The following is a 17,970-nucleotide window of genomic DNA, read 5'->3' as shown; positions in this document are numbered from 1 at the left end:
TGTTCTTGTCAAAATAATAAGGGGGATTTTATGTTATCTAAAAAATTGCACGACGCATTAAACGATCAAATGAACTTTGAATTTTACTCTGCCCACGCCTATATGGCAATGGCTGCTTACTGTACAGCTGAGAGCTATGATGGATTCGCTAACTTTTTCCTTGTACAAGCTGAAGAAGAGCGTTTCCACGCAATGAAGCTTTACAACTACATTAATGACCGCGGTGAGCGCGCTATTATTACTGGATTTGATAATCCAAATAACAAATACGAATCTGTACTGAACGCTTTTGAAGTGGCACTTGAGCACGAGCGTGAAGTAACGAAGCGTATTTACAACTTATCTGATATCGCTTGGGATGAGCGTGAGCATGCAACAATTACATTCTTAAAATGGTTCGTCGATGAGCAAGTAGAAGAAGAATCTTCATTCGATAGCATCATCCAAAAATTAAAACGTATTACAAGCGATTCAAACGCATTATTTATGCTAGATGCTGAATTAGAGAAACGTACATTTACGCCTCCAGCTGAGTAGTATTCCAATCACCTTAATGAATGTATTAAGGTGATTTTTTTATTTCTTCTCTAAGTTGAATAACCCTCGCCACATCCTTCTTATAAAGCTCTGAAACCTTTTCAACAAAGTCACTATGAGTAAACGTCCCATCTCCTACCCCTACTATACTTAAATACCCATGTATAAATTTCAAAAACGCTCTAGCATCTTCTCCAGTTAATTGATCAATGTTCTCTATAATCTCATCAAACTCCCTTAAACTATCTCGTTCTTGCACCCTAATCCCCCCTCTCTATATTATTTATCATACCAAAATAAAAAAGTCGTTCATCCCTCTAGGCGAGAGATAAACGACTTCGTTTGTTTTTATTAAAGCATAACCCCAACGATAACCGCTGATAATATACTTACTAACGTTGCACCGTATACAAGTTTTAATCCGAATGAAGATACAACGTTTGCTTGTTTTCCATCGATACTCTTCGTTGCACCTGCGATAATTCCGATAGATGAGAAGTTCGCAAATGATACAAGGAAGATTGATAAAATACCTACTGTACGAGCTGATAAATCGCCAGCTACTTTTCCAAGATCAAGCATCGCAACAAATTCGTTTGTTACTAATTTCGTCGCCATAATTTGTCCTGCTGTTAGCATCTCTGATGTTGGAATACCCATTACGAATGCTAATGGTGAGAAGATGTATCCTAAAATGCTTTGGAATGTGATTCCGAAAATAGAATCGAACACACCGTTAATTGCTGTAATTAATGCTACGAAACCGATTAACATCGCCGCTACTGTTACAGCGATAGAGAAACCAAGCATAATATACTCGCCTAACATTTCAAAGAATGTTTGTTTCTTATCTTCTTGTAATTCTAAAATGTCATCTTCTTCGTTCACATCATACGGATTAATAATATGAATGATAATAAATCCACTAAATAAGTTTAGTACAAGTGCTGTTACTACATATTTTGGATCAATCATCTTCATATAAGAACCAACGATTGACATCGAAACTGTTGACATTGATGATGCACAAAGTGTGTATAAACGATTTTTCGGTAATTTGCTTAATTGATCTTTTACTGTAATAAATACTTCACCTTGGCCGACAATTGCCGCTGCTACTGCGTTATATGATTCAAGTTTTCCTAAACCGTTAATTTTACTTAATACGAAACCGACTGCACGAATGATAATCGGTAAAACTTTAATATGTTGTAAGATTCCAATTAGTACTGCTAAGAAAATAATTGGTAATAATACTGTTAAGAAGAATGGTGCTTGTCCATCATTTGCTAGACCACCAAATACGAAATTAACCCCTGCTTCCGCAAATTTTAAAATAGCGCCAAATCCATCTGCAATCCCTTTTACTAATACAAATCCGACCTTTGTATTTAGTAAGAAATACGCAAGTACCAATTGAATTACAAGCATAACTGCAATTGGTTTATATTTAATTTTCTTACGATCTGAACTTATAAGGAACCCTAGTACAAATACTACAAGTAAACCGACTAGAAACATTACTAACTTCATATGTGAATCCTCCACTTCCATGAGTTATCAGTCGTATAACGAATGACGTCTGACCATTGATGTTAAAAAATATGAACCCCTAAAATATTTTGAACTGTCTTCTAAAATAGGTAAGCGTTTACATAAATTGCAATTTATAACAGGTAGTCTCTTCTTCTCTACCGTATTTAACGTCTGAAATGGATACCACCTACAAATCAAATTGTAAGCGTTATCTAATCGAAATGCAATATAAATTTTAAAAGATTTTTATATGTTAATATATTCCTAACCGATTGGGTTTTTTATGTAAATTCACCATAAAAAATAGCCCTAGCTCATAGCTATGGCCTCCCTTTTTACCCCGCTTTAACGGGCAGTAAGACCCCCACCTCAAAATTCAGCGAAAACAAAGAAGTTAGGTGGGTGATTAACTGCCCGTAAAAGCCCGATTGGTGAAGGCTAATAATCAGCGGGGGATAAAGCCCCCCACTGATTAAAGTTTCACTTTATAACATAACACCAACGATAATTGCGGATAAAAGACTTACTAATGTCGCACCGTATACAAGTCGTAATCCGAATGATGAAACAACGTTTGATTGGTTTTCATCGATCCCTTTCGTTGCACCTGCGATAATTCCGATAGATGAGAAGTTCGCGAATGATACAAGGAATACAGAAAGAATACCGACTGTACGAGCTGATAAATCACCAGCTACTTTTCCTAGATCAAGCATCGCAACAAACTCGTTTGATACTAATTTTGTTGCCATAATTTGTCCCGCTGTTACCATTTCTGCTTGCGGGATACCCATTACGAATGCTAATGGAGAGAAAATATATCCTAAAATAGCTTGGAATGTAATACCGAACACTGAATCAAACAAGCTATTGATTGCTGTAATTAATGCTACGAAACCAAGTAACATTGCTGCTACCGTAATCGCAATCGTGAAACCAAGCATAATATATTCGCTTAACATTTCAAAGAATGACTGTTTTTTCTTATTTTCTAACTTCAGTGTATCTTCTTCTTCTGTAATATCGTACGGGTTAATAATATGAATGATAATGAAACCACTAAATAAATTTAATACAAGTGCTGTTACTACATATTTTGGTTCAATCATTTTCATATAAGAACCAACGATCGACATCGATACTGTCGACATGGAAGATGCACATAGTGTATATAAACGATGTTTTGGGATTTTACTTAATTGATCTTTTACTGTAATAAATACTTCTGCTTGCCCAACAATTGCGGCCGCTACTGCATTATATGATTCTAATTTTCCTAAACCATTTACTTTACTTAGCATAGTACCAATAGCACGAATAAATATCGGTAAAATTTTAAAGTGTTGCAGAATTCCGATTAACACTGCAAAGAATACGATTGGTAATAAAGCTGTTAAGAAGAATGAAACCTCTCCTTTATTAACAAGACCACCAAATACGAAAACGATTCCAGATTCCGCATATCCAAGAAGTGCTCCAAATCCATCTGAAATTCCTTTTACTAAAATATAACCAATTGGCGTATTTAATAAGAAATACGTTAACGCTAGCTGAATAACAAGCATAATTGCGATTGGTTTATACTTGATCTTCTTACGATCAGAACTTATAAGAAAGCCGAGTACGAATACAACTAGTAGTCCTACAAGAAACATAACAAACTTCATTAATAAAATCCTCCATTTAACTCTTCATTAACGTTGAACGTCTGACTACTCAAAACAAGGAATAATCCGAACTTTCCATTTCTCCTCCAAAACCTTCAATCGGATATGAAAAACCATAAAATCTCTTGTCTCAAAGCCATTTTCCATTCTAACACAAATTATAACTCACATCCGCACTTTTCTTAAAAAAATACATTTTATTATAAAACACTCATTAATGTTCGTATTTTCTCTCTTCCTTTAGTTTATCAACATAAAAAAAACGAGCATCAAATTTCTCTGATGCTCGTTCCTTTTTATTATACAGCTTTTTCTTTATCTGCTACTGCTGGCTTGTCCCAGCACTCTGTATTGTTTAAACCAGGAATAGACCCCGCATAAAAGACTGGATCTTTTCCTTGTTTCTTTTGTTTTACGTAATCTGATAATGCCGCGAAAGCATACTTAGAAAGGAATACAATCGCCACTAAGTTAATAATAGCCATGATACCCATGAATAAATCTGCTAAGTCCCAAACAATTTGAATTGTTGCTACAGAACCTAACATAACCATACCAAGTACCGCGATTCGATAAACATTTAGTAAAACTTTACTTCCATTTAAAAACTCAATATTTGTTTCACCATAGTAGTAGTTACCTACCAATGAACTAAATGCAAACAAGAAGATTGCAACTGCTACAAATATAGAAGCCCACGGTCCGATATGTTGACTTAATGCTTGTTGCGTTAATTGAATTCCGTTTAAATCAGCCGCTCCAGGCACATCTGATAATAAAATGATAAATGCTGTACAACTACAAATTAATAATGTATCTGTAAATACTCCTAAAGTTTGAATGAAACCTTGTTTCACTGGATGCGTTACGTTTGCAGTCGCAGCTGCGTTTGGCGCACTACCCATACCTGCTTCATTTGAGAATAATCCACGTTTTACCCCTAGTAAAATCGCAGCTCCTAATCCCCCGCCCACTACTTCTTTAATTCCGAAAGCATGTAAGAAAATTTCTTTAAATACATATGGAATTGCCGTAATGTTTGTTACAACAACGAATAATGCCACTGCTACATATATAATTGCCATTACTGGAACAATCATTTCAACCGCACGTGCAATACGTTTTACTCCGCCGAAGATAATGATTGCAAGTAAACCAGCCATAAACAGACCTACAAACTTACCATCTGTGTTAAATGCTCCATCAAAAGCCGCCGCTACTGTGTTTGACTGCACGGCGTTGAAAATTAATCCGAAACTAACTGTTATTAGAACAGAGAAGACAACTCCTAGCCAGCGTTTCTTTAAACCCTTTTCCATATAATACGCTGGACCACCACGGAACGCATTCCCATCTTTTACTTTATAAATTTGCGCTAATGTGCTCTCTACAAATGCAGAAGCACCCCCAATTACCGCGATTAACCACATCCAAAATACCGCTCCTGGTCCACCTGCTGAGATTGCGATAGCTACACCAGCTAAGTTACCAGTACCTACACGAGAAGCTGTACTCATACAAAATGCTTGGAATGACGATACACCACTTTTTTCTTTTTGCGCTTTTCTTGTTTTTGAACTCGCTCCATCCCCAAGTAAGCGAATCATTTCACCGAAGTAACGAATTTGGACAAATTTCACACGAAACGAAAAGTAAAGTCCTAATCCAATTAACATCGCAATAATGATATATGACCAAAGGACATTATTTATATCCCCAATTACATTAGTTAAAAAATCCATAATTGCATTGCCCCCCTCTTCCTAACAATAAGAAAATTATATTCTAAAAACTTTTAGTAATCAAGAACTTTATGTTAGGTTTCATTACATGGATACGTGAAGATTCCTAACATACATGTTTTTTTACGTGAAAATATAACTAGTACGTGCATTTATCCAATACTCAATCACTCATCCTATTCGACCAGTCATACTTTTAAGACAGTACGTTCCCTACAAATAACGAGAGGAATGAACAAACAAAAATTATATTAATAATTACCTCTCACCCTTTTTATCATTTACTACAACAAAAAAGGCGAGCATCGAATTTATCTCGATGCTCGCCTTTTTATTATACTGCTTTTTCTTTATCTGTTACCGCCGGCTTATCCCAACACTCTGTGTTCGTTAAACCAGGAATAGAATCTGCACTGAATACCGGATCTTTTCCTTGTTTCTTTTGCCTTACATAGTCTGCCAACGCAGCATACGCAAATCGGCCAAGAAGTGTAATCGCAATTAAGTTTGTGATTACCATTAGACCCATAAATAAGTCTGCCATATTCCATACAACTTGAAGCGTCGCAACAGAGCCGAATAGTACCATTCCTACAACCGCAATACGATAAATCGTTAACCAAGTTTTACTTCGTTTAATAAATTCAATATTCGTTTCACCATAATAGTAGTTTCCTAGAAGTGAACTGAAAGCAAATAAGAAAATAATAATCGCTAAGAAGCTACTTGCCCACGAACCGATTTGTGAACTTAGCGCGACTTGCGTTAATTCAATACCTTCTAAATCTGTTGCCTTATATGCACCAGAACATAGTACGATAAATGCTGTTGATGTACATACTAAGAATGTATCTACTAATACTCCAATTGTTTGAATAAAACCTTGTTTCGCTGGATGTGTTACATCCGCTGTTGCAGCCGCATTCGGTGCACTACCCATACCTGCTTCATTCGCAAATAATCCGCGCTGAATACCAAACTTCATTGCAGCACCAATACCGCCACCTACAGCTGAATCTAAACCGAATGCACCTTTAAAGATTTCTGTAAACATATCCGGTATTAAATAATAATTTTTAATAACAACGAACACAGCTACTGCAATATAAATAATTGCCATCGGCGGAACAATCATTTCTGACATACGCGCAATACTTTTCACACCACCAAAAATAATAACCGCAACTAATGCTGCAAGTACAATCCCTACAACATAACGCTCAATACCAAATGCATTTTTAAATGCTAATGTCACTGTATTTGCTTGTACTGAGTTGAAAATTAAACCGTAACTAATTGTAATAAGGATAGAGAACCAAATTCCCATCCAACGTTTATTTAAACCTTTTTCCATATAATAAGCAGGACCACCACGGAAGCCACTGCCATCTTTTATTTTATAAATTTGCGCAAGCGTACTTTCTACGAAACTTGAAGACGCCCCAATAATCGCAATAACCCACATCCAAAATACAGCTCCAGGTCCTCCCATAGAAATAGCTAGCGCTACACCAGCTAAGTTCCCGATACCAATACGAGCTGCTGAACTCATACAAAATGCTTGGAATGACGATACACTTCCCTTTTTACGTGTCTTTCCAGTTAAGCCATCACTCATTAATCGAACCATTTCCCCTAAATGAGTAATTTGCACGAATTTTAATTTAATAGAAAAATAAAGCCCTAAACCAATTAACATTGCAATAAGAATATATGACCAAAGAATTGTATTCGTTGATGAAACAAATTGCTCTAAAATATTCATACAATTAACCCCTCCTTTTCTCCATAAAACGAATTATATTTAAAAAACATTTAAAAATCAACATTTTTCGACAATTTGCAATTTCCAAATATTAGCCAGACACGAAGTAACAATATCTTTATGACTCTCCTCCCTCTAACTGTGCATAATAAAACAAAAAGTAAATCTACAAACTACCCCATTGACAAAAACACCAACCTGTAACTATAATGATTACATCAGGTTGTAACAAACCTTATTACAACAAATTCATTTAATTTCAGATATACACTTTAACAAAACACTTTGGAGGGATTTATTATGAAAATCGGAATCATCGGAGCAACTGGTAAAGCAGGAAGTCGTATTTTAAAAGAAGCATTAGATCGCGGACATGAAGTAACTGCAATCGTAAGAAACGCTGCAAAAATTACAGAAGAAAATATAAAAGTTTTAGAGAAAGATGTATTCGCTCTTACATCTAATGACCTACAAGCATTTGATGTAGTTGTAAATGCATTCGGTGCTCCAGCCGGACAAGAACACCTTCACGTAGATGCAGGAAACGTACTTATCGAAGCTATGAAAGGTGCACCTAATACAAAATTACTTGTAGTTGGCGGCGCTGGTAGCTTATTTGTAGACGAAGAGAAAACAACACGTGTATTTGATACACCAGGATTCCCAAATGAATATCTTGCAACAGCTCAAAACCAAGGTAAAAACTTGGAAATCCTAAATCAAACAAATGATATTACTTGGACATTCATTAGCCCTTCTGCACTATTTGCATTAGGAAAACGCACAGGCTCTTATACAGCTGGAAAAGACAACCTTCTTGTTAACTCAAAAGGTGATAGCTACGTAAGTTACGAAGACTTCGCAGTTGCAGCACTTGATGAAATTGAAAATCCAAAACACGTAAACGAACGCTTCACAGTAGTTTCTGAAGCTGAGTAATAGAAAAAAAATGCGCGTAGATCCAATATCTACGCGCATTTTTTATTACAATGTTCCCTTTACTAGTTCTAATCCACTTTGAGTGATTTTAAATACAACTTCTGCTGAAGCTACTTGTTCTGCTAACTCATTCTTTTTATACCATTTCAGACGACTTGGTTCTGCATGCTACACTTTTACAACATCCCCATACTCAAATGGAGTACCATTTACTTGTTCTGCAAAATTCTTTGAGGTTTCTTGACCGTCTGCTGATATATGCTTTTTCTCATTTCCATTTTGATCATAAATCGCAAAACCCAAATACTGTTCGTTCACAAAACGATAATGAATCACATCATTCGTAAATGTTGCATGTAATTTCTTTTCGTCATGATTTAACGTAACAATAGAACGTGTAACATTGGACACACCTTGATACACCAGGCTATCTCCATACGTCACTTCAATCGGTACTTCTGTTATTGTCTTATTCCCAAAACGATCTTTCGTCTCTACTTTTACTTTTTGCTCACCGAGTTTCATTGTGTCTGGTTTCTCTACAAATCCAATTACTTCTCCGTCTTTTACTTCAACAAAGTTTTTCACTTCTAACTTTTCAGCATCTGTTCCGATTACTACTTTTTGCTGTACTGCCTTTACTTCTTGTAGAGCTTCTATTCTTTCAAAACCTTTTTCTGTTACTTTAAAGAATAATTCTTTTTCTACTTTCGCCTTACCTTGACCAGTAAAGTTATTATTTTGATACCAATTAAATCGATCCGATTCTGCATGATACACTTTTACAACGTCACCGTATTCAAATTCTAAGCCGTTAATCGCTTTTGCAAACTCTTTCGTGTTTTCAACACCTTTTACAATCGCTTTCTTCTTCTCTATTCCTTTTTGATCTAATAATGTAAATTCAAAGTACGTTTCTTCTTTAAAATAATGGTGCACCGGATTCGAATCAGCTGTCGTACTGAATTTTTTCTGATCATGTTGCAATGTTACAATCGATTTAATATCAGTACTATAATTTAGCCCTTTAAATACCAAGCTATCCCCATACGTTACTTCTAGTGATACTTCCGTTACTTTCTTATTCCCGAAACGATCTTTCGTTTCTACCTTTACTTTTTGTTCTCCGATTTTCGTTGTATTTGGTTTCTCTACAAAACCAATCACTTCTCCATCTTTCACTTGAACAAAATCTTTTGCATTTAATTTTGCATCATCTGTTCCGATTACTATTTTTTGTGGTACTGCCTTTATTTCTTGCTGAGCTTCCATTCTTTCGAAACCTTGCTCCGTAACTTTAAAGAACACTTCATGAACGCCATACTGTGCGTCCACGAATTCATTCTTTTTATACACTTTAAATCTATCAAACTCTCTTTGATACACTTTTACTATATCGCCATATTCGAACGACATTCCCTTAAATTGCTCTGCGAATGCTTTCGTATTTTCAGACGCTTTTACAGATACTGCTTTCTTCTCTTTCCCATCTTTATCATATACAGTCATTCCCATATATTTCTCATCCGCAAATGAAGTATGCATTTTACCTTCTGAATCTGTTGTACCGAATTTCTTCTCTTCATGGTTCAAAGTTACAACCGATTTAATGTTTGTTCCGCCATAACTTGTACCAAAGAACATAATGCTATCTCCGTAAATTACTTCTAACGGCACTTCTGTCACTTTCTTATTTCCAAAACGATCTTTCGTCTCTACCTTTACTTTTTGCTCACCGATTTTTGATGTATTTGGTTTCTCTACAAATCCAACTACTTCTCCATCTTTTACTTCAACAAAGTTTTTCACTTCTAACTTTTCTACATCTGTTCCAATTACTACTTTTTGTGGATTTGCTTTTACTGTTTGCTCACCGTCTAACCTTTCAAATCCATTTTCAGTAATTTTGAAGACTAATTCCTTTATCTCTTTACTGTTTCCTTCTCCCACATATAAATCTTTTTGGTACCAATGTAAACGAGAAGATTCTGCATGGTATACTTTCACCACATCTCCATACTCAAATGCAAGTCCATTTACTTCCTTGGCAAAAGCTTTCGTATTCTCCAAACCTTTTACCGCTATATTTTTCTTCTCTGTTCCCTCTTTATCGTACAGTGTGAATTCAAAATACTTCTCATCTTTAAAGTAATCATGAATCAGATTCTTTGTATCTGTTGCACTCAGTTTTTTCGTATCATGATGTAACGTTATAATTGACTTCATATCGTCAGTACCATAGCTTAATCCATATACAAGTAAGCTATCTCCATATGTTACTGTTAGAGGAACTTCCGTCACTTGCTTATTTCCAAAACGATCTTTCGTCTCTACTTTTACTTTTTGTTCACCGATTTTTGATGTATTTGGTTTTTCTGCAAAACCACTCACTTCTCCATCTTTTACTTGTACAAAGTTTTTCGCTTCTAACTTTTCAACATCTGTTCCGACTACTACTTTTTGCGGTACTGCTGTTACTTCTTGTAAACCATCTTTAAATTCAAACCCTTGCGGAGTGATTTGGAATAATTTTTCTTTTTTATTTTTAGCATTTCCTTGATCTACAAGTGCGTTATTTTGGTACCACTTCAAACGGCTTGGTTCTGCATGGAATACTTTTACTACATCACCATATTCAAAATCCAATCCATTTAGTTCAAGCGCAAATCGTTTTCCATTTTCTTGCCCTTCTGCTGATACACTTTTCTTTTCAATCCCATTTCGATCATATAGCGTTAAGCCCATATATTCTTCTTTTTCAAAACGGTAATGTATTTTATTATTAGTAAAGTTTACATTTAATTTTTTTCATTGTGACGAAGCATCACTGTGGACATTACTTCATTTGAAAGTCCTTGAAAAATTATACTGTCACCATAAACTCCATTAACTTGGACAGGAATTGAATTTTTATTTCCTTTCTCATCCTCAATTTCTACTAACACTTCCTGTTTTCCATTCTCTAATTTAGGCCATATGATCTTACCTGTTACTTTTACATTCTCACCTAAATTTTGAACGGGTTTACTCGCCTCGTTTTCATCAGAATCCGTACCAACTAAAAGGTTTTGTACCTCATTAGCAGGTTCACCATACGGAACCTTATACGGTTCAACTTGCTTCTCACGAATATCATTACTATCAGTAGCTTTCCATATTTCTTTTTCTAATTTAGGTAAATTTAATTTTTCTATCTTCTCTCTAGTATCATCATTTGGCGTTAATCCCCATTCCTCAAAGAAAGGAATTAAATTTTGCCCAGCCACTTTTGATGTCATATAAATAAATAGTTGCTTTTTCTCTTCATCAGAATTAGGCATTTCACTCTGAGGCAACAAACGATAAGCTTGATGTAACCTAGGATAAAAATGGTCTCCATACACTACATTTAATTGCCAAAACATTGTAAGAGGATTGATTTCATCAATGACCTTTTCTGCTTTAGGTCTCTCTAAATACTCAAATGATTCTTTATAGTGCTCATCCATTTCTAATTGATTCCCTAATGCCTTTTGAACAGCTAATGAGTAAATATTTACTGTGACTTCTCTTACTTTAGACCACTTCCAAGGTTCTTGCTGATGTAAATGTCCAACTTCATGCCATGGTCCCCAGCCATCCTTTTCAAGTACTTCTAAATCTAAAACTCTATTCATTGCCGTCGGGATATATCCTGTATGATAATTTGTCGCAAACATAAAGTTCCCTTCAGCAGGCTTCCGTTTTTCAACAAACTGAACATAATGAGTTGGAGATTTCGCAACCCCAACACCGTCCTCAGATAATCCTGCCACTGCGTTTTCCAAACGAATAATCTTATCGTGTAATTTCATTAGCTCTGTTGGATCCGTATTCTTCGTATATTTCTGCACAGAATCATAAGTAGTAGTAATTAAGCTTCTCTCACCTTTTAATTCAACTGCATAAGGATCCTTATATTTTTTTAACATTTCATCCCAATCTTTTTTCGTATGTTTACCTAAAATAAACAAAGGGAAGTGGCTACCACCATTCGTAACTGTAGCTGTTACATTACCTTCGCTATTCATATTGTAAAAATATAAAATACCGCCTCTTGGAGATGAAATAACGTTTTTCCCTGGTTTTAAATCAAACTCTTCTGGATCCTTTTCATCATAAGATCTCGTTCCTATGAAAGCTTGAATAGACTGCGTTCCTTTTATGTCAATTGTAATCTCTTCATTTGGCGCTGCATAAATTCCAGTCGGCTCATTAGCAGAAAGTTTCCAAGTAACTCTTAAACGTTCATTTTCTTCATCTACGCTACCTTTACCCGGCAACTGAAACGCCCTCTGCTCAAATTTATTCTCTTCTAAATTCCCACCTTTATTCTCTTCCAAAGGTGCCGCATATCCTTTTGATGCTTCGAAAGCTACTGGTGATAATAATGTAGATATGCATATACCAGCTACTAATACCCTACTCTTCTTTTTCTTCGACATAATCTGTGTCCCCTATTCTTTTTGTAATGCAAACCATCATAGATATATTTATTTACTGTAAAATCAAATTATCTTTATACAATCATTTAATATATACAACTCAACCTCGCGCCCCTACACCTCTTACCATCGTTCACTTTAAATGTATCCTCTTTCTTATGTGACAAATTTTTAAAAGCGAAAGTTCCTCCTCACCTTTCTCTATATTTCGTGATGAGTTCTCTTTTTTATGTCAAAATAATGATGAGAGATGGTTTTATCAAGTATTGTTGTCTATACATGAAAAATGTGTATAAAAATATTGTTTTTTACAATTCATTCATAGGTATCCATCTATGGACAGTTTTTCCAAAATGAATTGTACATGATTTCTTTCTCGTTAGATAGCCTTTTCAATTAGATTAATATTACATTTTTATGAATAAAATCCAAAAATCGTAATGTTTATATTTTAAACGTTTAATGCTATTTCAAAATAAAAACCTGTCTGAAAGATACTATTCTTTCGGACAGGTTTTTATTAATCAAGCATACGTTTCATTATAAATCCTTTTCCGTGTAACCACTCATCCTCAATTTCACCGGTTAAATGGAACCCAATTGATTCATATAATTTTTGCGCGAGTTTGTTTTCTGGATGTATGCTTAAATACATAACTTTGCAATTATATTCTGTTGTAAAATGCTCCATTAACAAACGCAATAATGGTTTTGCATACCCTTTTCCTTGGCATGCACTATCGATGACAAATTGATTTAAATATACAGCCTTTTCTTCTTCCTCAAACCAGCCATACATTGCATATCCAATAGGTATATCAGCATCATATAGACCTACTGAAACTGCATCTTCTTTATATTTTGTTTCAGCATCAACTAAACAAGTTCCAACTGTACTTTCAATAAATTTATGCTGTTCTTCTGTTACTTTTAAGTTAGCAATTTCATACCGATTTTCTTTCGTTATTTCACAAATACGAAGTTTCATTTTTTATCTCTCTTTCTAATTTCTTGTTTTCATTATACCGTACAGATTAAAACATTAATGCTGGCGATGTAAGAAATCCAAAGCATGCAAAAAAGCACTGGCAAACGCCAATGCTTTTTCCACTATCTTTTAATTTGATTCGGTTTATGTGGTTCATTTGGTGTATAGGGTTTATTTGGTTTATTATCATGACCATTTGCTTTCTTCCAACTTACCGCCAACTCTGGACTTGTTTTCTCTTCACTACGCTCAAGTAATACAACTGCATTTTGAATTGTCGGTGTTCCTTTATGCGCGATTCCTTGTAGTTTCGTTAAATTCCCTGATACTTTAAAGCTAAATCCACCCGATGGTGTTTGTTTCGGAATTAAAATGCGGAACTTTTCTCCTACATTAAATTCTGTTTTTCCCTCGCCTTTTTCATTTACGAACTTCGCGCCTTCTGGTGCACCTGTTGCTTGCACTTTATACGTTCCACTTTTTGCATTTGTTTGCACTGTGTATAAACCTGTTTCAAAAAACTCATTTTTTAATACTGCCTCTTGTTCTTCCGATGGTACTACACTCATCGTAATTTCTTGTAGTTCCTCACTAGCGCTTGCTTTTGCAACTATATCTTTCGTTACTTTTTCTACATTTTTATTACGGAAATCTAAATCGTTAATATCAATTTGTTTTAACGCATTCCACACCGCAAGCTGCGTTGCGTAATGTGCCTCTCTCCAATCGGAAACACCTAATTCTTGTGGGCTCTTCTGTGGATACCCGTTTAATAGTACACGATATACGTTAATATCTACTTTACCCATTTCAGGTAAATCTTGGCCGCTCGGAGATTTCAAATCTACATTTAAGCAAAATGCAATTTTTCCATCTGCCGTTTTAATAAGCTCTGTTCGAATTGGTTTCTTCTTTGACTTACTATAGCTCCAATCCATTTCATACTTCGTATGATCCATAACTTCTGCGAATGCTTTTTGAAGCGGGAATAATAAGTTCGCAAATACAAATAAAACACTCAAAAAAGCGGCCATTATCTTGAACGATCGTTTTATATTCATGTCTACAACCCCTTATAAAATAACAAATTTACTACTGTTTATTATTTAGTTAGAAACGTTTTTTATGCATAAGTAAAACAAAAAAGAGTGCAAACTGTTTGCACTCTTTCTTCCACTATAAGTTTAGAAATCAAAATTATCAGGATCTGGACCAACGCGGTGGTTCTGATTTAAAGCATCAATCTTTTCCATATCTTCTTTTGTTAATTCGAAGTCGAATATATTAGCATTCGCAATAATACGCTGTTCTTTCGTTGATTTCGGAATCGTTACAACTTCATTTTGAAGATCCCAACGTAAAATGATTTGCGCTGTTGTTTTACCGTACTTATCAGCAACTTCTTGTAAAGTTTCATTATCTAATAATTGCCCTTGCATAAGTGGTGACCATGCTTCCATTTGGATTCCTTGTTCTTTACAGAAAGCTTGTAGTTCTTTCTGCGTTAAACGCGGGTGATACTCTACTTGGTTAATCATCGGCTTAATTTCCGCACCTTCCATTACATCTTTCAGATGATGGATTTGGAAGTTACTTACGCCAATTGCACGCACGCGTTCTTCTTTATAAAGTGTTTCTAACGCTCTCCACGAATCTTTATATTTCCCTTCAACAGGCCAATGGACAAGATATAAATCTAAATAATCTAGTTCTAATTTTTTTAAGCTCTCTTCGTATGCAGCAAGTGTCGTTTCATATCCTTGATCTGCGTTCCACACTTTTGAAGTAATGAATAAATCTTCTCGAGAAATTCCTGCTTCTTTTATACCAGCACGAATGCCTTCTCCAACTGCTTTTTCATTTCCATAAATCACAGCTGTATCAATGCTACGGTATCCTTCTTTAATGGCTACTTTCACAGCCTCTACAAGTTCCGGTCCATCTTCTACTTTAAATACACCTAAACCGAACCAAGGCATTTCCACACCGTTATGCAATGTTGTTTTACTTTGTAAATTTTTCATTATATTTTTCTCTCCTTTATTTTGCTTGATCTCTTTTTTCTAAGTTCATACTCCAAGCCGTTAAAATAACAGCGCCTACTACCATAATGCCGCCTACCCAAGCTGTATGAATTAATCCTAACGAGTTCGTTACAATACCGCCCAAATAAGCCCCAAGAGCAATTCCTGCGTTAAATGCTGCAATATTCATTGCTGATGCGATATCAACGGCACTCGGCACGAAACGCTCAGCCAATATAACGACATACACTTGTAGTCCTGGAACATTCATAAACGCGAATAGCCCCATAAAAATAATTGTGATAAGCCCCGCTACTTGAAACGGCGCTGTAAATGTTAGTACGAATAATACAATTGCTTGAATAAAGAACATGTAAAATAGTGCACGAATTGGATTATGATTCGATAATTTTCCGCCGACCATATTCCCAATCGCAATTGCAATCCCATACACTAATAAAATGATTGTAACGGTACTCGTTTTAAATCCTGTTACTTCTTGTAATAGCGGAGATAAATACGTAAATGTTACGAATGTTCCTCCGTATCCTAATGCAGTAATGACGAAAACAAGTAAGAGTCTTCCGTTCGTGATAAGTTTGAATTGATCACGAAATGATACTCGTGTACCCTTTTTTAAGTTAGACGGAATTAACATGCTGTTTGCGACTAAGGCAACAATTCCAATGACCACAATCACCATAAAAGATGCTCTCCAGCCAAATTGTTGACCAATAAACGTTCCAATTGGTACACCTGTAATCGTCGCAACGGTTAAACCAGTAAACATAAATGCTATTGCACTAGCACGTTTATTCTCTGGTACAAGTGCAGCCGCAATTGTGGATCCGATCGACATAAAAACGCCATGTGCAAACGCAGAGACAACCCTCGCGATAAGTAACACAGTAAAACTTGTTGCTACCGCTGCAATTCCATTACCGATAATAAAGACAATCATAATCCACATTAATAATGTTTTTCGCGACATACTAGCAGTTAGCGAAGTTAAAACAGGAGCACCGAATGCTACTCCTAACGCGTATAAAGAAACGGTTAAGCCCGCTGTTGTAACAGAAACATGTAAATCTTCCGAAATAGATGGTAATAAACCGACACTAATAAACTCGGTTGTACCAATTCCAAATGCACTAATTGCTAGCGCTAATAAAGCAAACATACTTCTTCGATTCGTCTGAACAGCCGAAGATGATACTGCATATGAATTCAATTGAACTCCTCCTTAATACGAGAAATCCAATCATAATAGTTTGATAAAAAGGCCTTTTTATCTTCTACAAAAATAACTTTACTGCTGATAAATGCTATTATGAATGGCTTCACTCTTTTTTTGAAGAACGCACTTTAAAGTACGATAGGTACCCAAAAGTAACATAGGCACTTTTTAGTACCGTACTACTCATTTCCCTCTTACGTATGCTATTATGAAACATATTCAACACGATAAAAAGTACGTACTTTAAAGTGCTATAGGCACTAAAAAGTAACATTTAACTTATTTAGCTTCTTTTGTTGAAGAACTGAAATTTACATTCATCAAAGGAGATTTTTATATGAAGAAATATAATATTCCTGTCGAGGCGACTTTAGAGGTTATCGGTGGCAAATGGAAAGTCGTTATTCTTTGCCACTTAACGAAAGGTACAAAGAGAACGAGTGAACTAAAACGTTTAATGCCTGGTATTACACAAAAGATGTTAACGCAGCAATTACGCGAGTTAGAAGTAGACGGGGTTATTCAAAGAAAGGTATACAATCAAGTACCACCAAAAGTAGAATATTCCCTTACTGACTACGGATGGTCTTTAGAATCAATTCTCGATTCACTTTGTACTTGGGGCGAATGCCACCTTGAAAAAAGTGGTAACACATCGATGCTAATTACAGAGGATGAACAATAAGAAAAAGGAAAAAATGAACAGCAATTTGTCCATTTCCTCCTTTTTTTCTTTATATATATGTACATTTTTAAGATAGATAAAATAATTTATGCGCTTTCATGCCTTGTCAGTACTAGGTTACAGAATCAATATCAAATAATTAGGAATCATTTTTATGTTAACATACGTGTATATAGTATATAATATAGGATATATATTATATACACTTTCCGATAAGGGAACTTTCCATTATGCGGACAAGCCATGTATCGGACAGTTCATAAATAATAGGTAGGACATTATGGTTTTGGATTTATGATTTCAGCTTACTTGCTATCATAAATTTAAAGGCATTTTATTGTGCTTTGTGAAACTTTGTATAAAGTTTCGCAAGTGTTTACTATCTTA

At 35.3% G+C, this 17,970-nt stretch carries 12 protein-coding genes and 1 pseudogene; 3 read left to right on the top strand and 10 right to left on the bottom strand.

The window, feature by feature from the left end; translation table 11 throughout:
• Positions 1-30: 30 nt before the first annotated feature.
• Complete coding sequence (locus tag AC1DKZ_RS17285; RefSeq protein WP_046955624.1) at positions 31-537, top strand: ferritin; 507 nt, start codon at positions 31-33, stop codon at positions 535-537.
• A gap of 25 nt (positions 538-562) precedes the next feature.
• Here AC1DKZ_RS17285 and AC1DKZ_RS17280 read toward each other — a convergent pair whose 3' ends face one another.
• From AC1DKZ_RS17280 to AC1DKZ_RS17260, 5 genes are all read right to left on the bottom strand, one after another.
• The gene (locus AC1DKZ_RS17280) at positions 563-796 is read right to left on the bottom strand and encodes a hypothetical protein (RefSeq protein ID WP_002184696.1); all 234 of its coding nucleotides are present in this window, start codon (positions 794-796) and stop codon (positions 563-565) included.
• Between the two features lie 92 nt (positions 797-888).
• Positions 889-2,070, bottom strand: coding sequence for a NupC/NupG family nucleoside CNT transporter (locus tag AC1DKZ_RS17275; RefSeq protein WP_002129840.1), 1,182 nt, complete (start codon positions 2,068-2,070; stop codon positions 889-891).
• Positions 2,071-2,558: 488 nt separating this feature from the next.
• On the bottom strand, positions 2,559-3,740 hold the full coding sequence (locus tag AC1DKZ_RS17270; RefSeq protein WP_002089478.1) for a NupC/NupG family nucleoside CNT transporter: 1,182 nt from the start codon (positions 3,738-3,740) through the stop codon (positions 2,559-2,561).
• Between the two features lie 299 nt (positions 3,741-4,039).
• Positions 4,040-5,482 (bottom strand): alanine/glycine:cation symporter family protein, encoded by a 1,443-nt coding sequence (locus AC1DKZ_RS17265; protein ID WP_476996731.1) that lies wholly within the window; start codon positions 5,480-5,482, stop codon positions 4,040-4,042.
• Positions 5,483-5,816: 334 nt separating this feature from the next.
• Positions 5,817-7,247: an alanine/glycine:cation symporter family protein gene (locus AC1DKZ_RS17260; RefSeq protein WP_476996730.1), complete on the bottom strand. Its 1,431-nt coding sequence runs from the start codon at positions 7,245-7,247 to the stop codon at positions 5,817-5,819.
• A 300-nt stretch (positions 7,248-7,547) separates the two neighbouring features.
• Between AC1DKZ_RS17260 and AC1DKZ_RS17255 the strand changes: the two genes are divergently transcribed.
• Positions 7,548-8,186 (top strand): NAD(P)-dependent oxidoreductase, encoded by a 639-nt coding sequence (locus AC1DKZ_RS17255; protein WP_476996729.1) that lies wholly within the window; start codon positions 7,548-7,550, stop codon positions 8,184-8,186.
• A 45-nt stretch (positions 8,187-8,231) separates the two neighbouring features.
• Here AC1DKZ_RS17255 and AC1DKZ_RS17250 read toward each other — a convergent pair.
• From AC1DKZ_RS17250 to AC1DKZ_RS17230, 5 genes and pseudogenes are all read right to left on the bottom strand, one after another.
• A pseudogene (locus tag AC1DKZ_RS17250) lies at positions 8,232-12,649 on the bottom strand (putative mucin/carbohydrate-binding domain-containing protein).
• A gap of 520 nt (positions 12,650-13,169) precedes the next feature.
• Positions 13,170-13,637 (bottom strand): GNAT family N-acetyltransferase, encoded by a 468-nt coding sequence (locus AC1DKZ_RS17245; protein WP_367961748.1) that lies wholly within the window; start codon positions 13,635-13,637, stop codon positions 13,170-13,172.
• Positions 13,638-13,759: 122 nt separating this feature from the next.
• Positions 13,760-14,698, bottom strand: a complete 939-nt coding sequence (locus AC1DKZ_RS17240; RefSeq protein WP_476996728.1) for a thioester domain-containing protein — start codon at positions 14,696-14,698, stop codon at positions 13,760-13,762.
• A 123-nt stretch (positions 14,699-14,821) separates the two neighbouring features.
• A complete protein-coding gene (locus AC1DKZ_RS17235; RefSeq protein WP_476996727.1) occupies positions 14,822-15,661 on the bottom strand; it encodes an aldo/keto reductase in 840 nt (279 codons plus the stop codon).
• 16 nt (positions 15,662-15,677) lie between these two features.
• Entirely contained in the window at positions 15,678-16,841 is a 1,164-nt protein-coding gene (locus AC1DKZ_RS17230; protein WP_476996773.1) for an MFS transporter, read from the bottom strand.
• A gap of 394 nt (positions 16,842-17,235) precedes the next feature.
• On the opposite strand from AC1DKZ_RS17230, the gene AC1DKZ_RS17225 reads away from it, so the two are divergent.
• Positions 17,236-17,583 carry a winged helix-turn-helix transcriptional regulator gene (locus AC1DKZ_RS17225; RefSeq protein ID WP_002016005.1) on the top strand — a complete coding sequence of 116 codons (348 nt, stop codon included), beginning with the start codon at positions 17,236-17,238 and terminating at the stop codon, positions 17,581-17,583.
• The last annotated feature ends 387 nt before the right edge of the window (positions 17,584-17,970 follow it).

The organism is Bacillus sp. 05T21 (assembly GCF_056396785.1).
This window is presented reverse-complemented; position numbering and strand designations above follow the sequence as displayed.